Source organism: Streptomyces sp. NPDC006265, from assembly GCF_040613555.1.
GTDB lineage: Bacteria > Actinomycetota > Actinomycetes > Streptomycetales > Streptomycetaceae > Streptomyces.
On record NZ_JBEXSH010001106.1, the window covers coordinates 1 to 2,511 of the forward strand.

The 2,511-nt window shown below is 69.6% G+C and carries 2 protein-coding genes and 1 pseudogene; 2 read left to right on the forward strand and 1 reads right to left on the reverse strand.

Going from position 1 to position 2,511, the window contains the following annotated elements:
• A pseudogene (locus tag ABZ281_RS45820) lies at window positions 1-195 on the reverse strand (hypothetical protein); the annotation flags it as partial.
• A 198-nt stretch (window positions 196-393) separates the two neighbouring features.
• On the opposite strand from ABZ281_RS45820, the gene ABZ281_RS45825 reads away from it, so the two are divergent.
• Both ABZ281_RS45825 and ABZ281_RS45830 read left to right on the forward strand, forming a co-directional pair.
• Entirely contained in the window at window positions 394-1,380 is a 987-nt protein-coding gene (locus ABZ281_RS45825) for a glycosyltransferase family 2 protein (protein WP_356664362.1), read from the forward strand.
• Window positions 1,380-2,511, forward strand: a 1,132-nt coding sequence (locus ABZ281_RS45830; RefSeq protein WP_356664364.1) for an alpha-2,8-polysialyltransferase family protein, incomplete at its 3' end; no start/stop codon positions are given. The genes ABZ281_RS45825 and ABZ281_RS45830, both read left to right, overlap by 1 nt.

The following is a 2,511-nucleotide window of genomic DNA, read 5'->3' on the forward strand; positions in this document are numbered from 1 at the left end:
GCGCGGCGTGGGCGTGGCCCGGCCGCGCAGCAGGAATCCGTCGAGGAGGGGGGCGGCTTGCGCGCTCTCGCGCGGTGCGGCTTCCATGGACGGTCCCGGGGCGATGCGGTCGGCGGTCAGCGCACCCCATTTCCATCGGGTGTCGCTGTCCGCGAGGACCGCGATTCGCAGGCGCTTCGGTGTACTTACTGGCACGCCGAAGACGCTAGGAAGCGAATCCTAGGTGTGGCGGAACCATGACTCAACGAAAAGTTAACAACAGCCCACCGAGAGCCGAACTGGCCTGCTGGAAGGCGGGAAGTACACGGGGTGCACCGTTCTGACACATGGAGTTCACCCGGTGTACCTTCATCGGAAAGTTGCACTGCCGGGCGGGCTCCTAACGTTTCGCGGGTGCCTAAGCTTTCCGTGATCGTGCCGTTCTACAACGTGCAGCAATATGCCCCGGACACCCTCAGAAGCCTTCGATTGAATGCCGACCGCGATTTCGAGTTCATCCTGGTCGACGACCATTCGAAGGACGAAACTCCGGCCATTCTCGAACGAGCGGCCGAGGACCTTTCGGAAGTCGCCCAGGTGCGGTACATCCGGCATGAGCGCAACGGTGGGCTCGCCACCGCCCGCAACACCGGCCTGGACGCGGCGCAGGGCGAGTACCTGACGTTCCTGGACGGCGACGACTGGCTGGCCCCGGGATACTTCACCGAACTGGTGTCCGCGATGGACGACTTGGGGTGCGACTTCGTGCGCACCGACCATGTGCAGGCCACCGCCCGGGCCCGTTCCGTGAGCAGGGTGCCGATCGGCCGGCGCTGGGAGGTGTTCAGCCCGCGCGAGGCGATCCTGCCCGCCCACCGCTCGACCTCGGTGGACTACGCCTACGCCTGGGCAGGCGCCTACCACCGCCGCCTGGTCGACAAGGGCCTGCTCCACTTCACCGACGGGCTGCGCACGGCCGAGGACCGGCCGTGGATCTGGAAGCTGCACCGCGAGGCGGAGTCGTTCGCCGTGGTGAGCCTGCTGGGTGTGTTCTACCGGCGCGGAGTGGCCTCGTCCCTGACGCAGATCGGCGACGTCCGCCAACTCGACTTCATCCGCGCCTTCGACCAGGTGATCGAGGAGACGGCCGCGGACCGCGACGCCGACCGGCTGCTGCCCAAGGCGGTGCGGACCTACTGCGCGATCATCGCCCACCACCTCTCCAACGAAGACAGGTTCGAACCGGCCGTGGCCAGGCAGCTGCGGTCGATGAGCGCGGCGGCCGTCAAGCGCATGCCGCAGGACGCACTCGGTGACGCACTGGAGGCCATGGACATGGACCGCTCGTCCAAGCTGCGGCGGCTGCGGCGCCGGGTCACCACGACGGGAGCGGCCGCCTGATGCCCGGGACCACTCAGATCTTCTGCGCCTCGACGCTCTACGGCGTCGCCACCCTGGCGGCCGCGGTCGACTCCGGCCTCTTCGAGGAGCCGGACCGCAGGGTGCTGCTGGTGTTCAACAACTCCGCGACCCCGGAGACCACTCCGGCCCTGGACGGGATGCCGGGCTTCGCGCCGCTGCGCGAGCACTTCGACGAGGTGCTGTCCTGGAACGAGGCGATCCGCCCCTTCCACCCCGGGGCCTGGACGCCGCGCGCCGACGACGTCCCGCTCTTCGAGCGCTATCTGCGGCTGCTGTGGGGCCTCGGTGACGACCGGGTGAGCCTGGTGCTGGAATCCATCCAGGTGGCGCCCGCACTGACGGTGGCCCAGGTGTTCACCGACGCCCCCCTCGACGTCTACGCCGACGGGCTGATGAGCTACGGTCCCACCCGCAACAAGCTCGACCCGCTGGTCGGCACGCGCGTACGGCGGCTGCTGCACCTCGATCTGGTGCCGGGGCTCACGCCGATGCTGCTCACCGAGTTCGGCGTGCCGGCGCACCTGGTGCCGACGCCCGCGTTCCTGAAGGTGCTCGGCGAGGTCACCGAGACCGTCCCCGAGCTGCCCGCCCTGCCCGGCGGCTCGGCGCTGCTGCTCGGCCAGTACCTGTCCGCGCTGAACATCCTCTCCCCCGAGGAGGAAGAGGACCTGCACGTGCGGATGATGCGGGGCGCCGTCGCCCGCGGCCACCGCACGGTCGTCTTCAAGCCCCACCCGACCGCACCGGCCCGCTACAGCAGCGCCCTGGAGACCGAGGCCGGGAAGCTCGGCGTGGACCTCACCGTGCTGGACACGCCCGTGCTCGCCGAGGTGCTGTTCGACCGCACCCGGCCCGCCCTGGTCGTCGGCTGCTTCTCGACCGCGCTGTTCACGGCGTCCGCCTTCTACGACCTGCCGGTCGCCCGCATCGGCACCGAGCTGCTGCTGGAGCGGCTGACTCCGTATCAGAACAGCAACAGGGTGCCGGCCACGCTGGCGGACGCGCTGCTGCCCGGGCTGGAGAGCGGCACGGACGGCGACGTCCTGCCGGGCGGGCGGCTGTCCGCCCTCCTCACGGCCCTCGGGTTCACCATGCAGCCGCAGATCTACC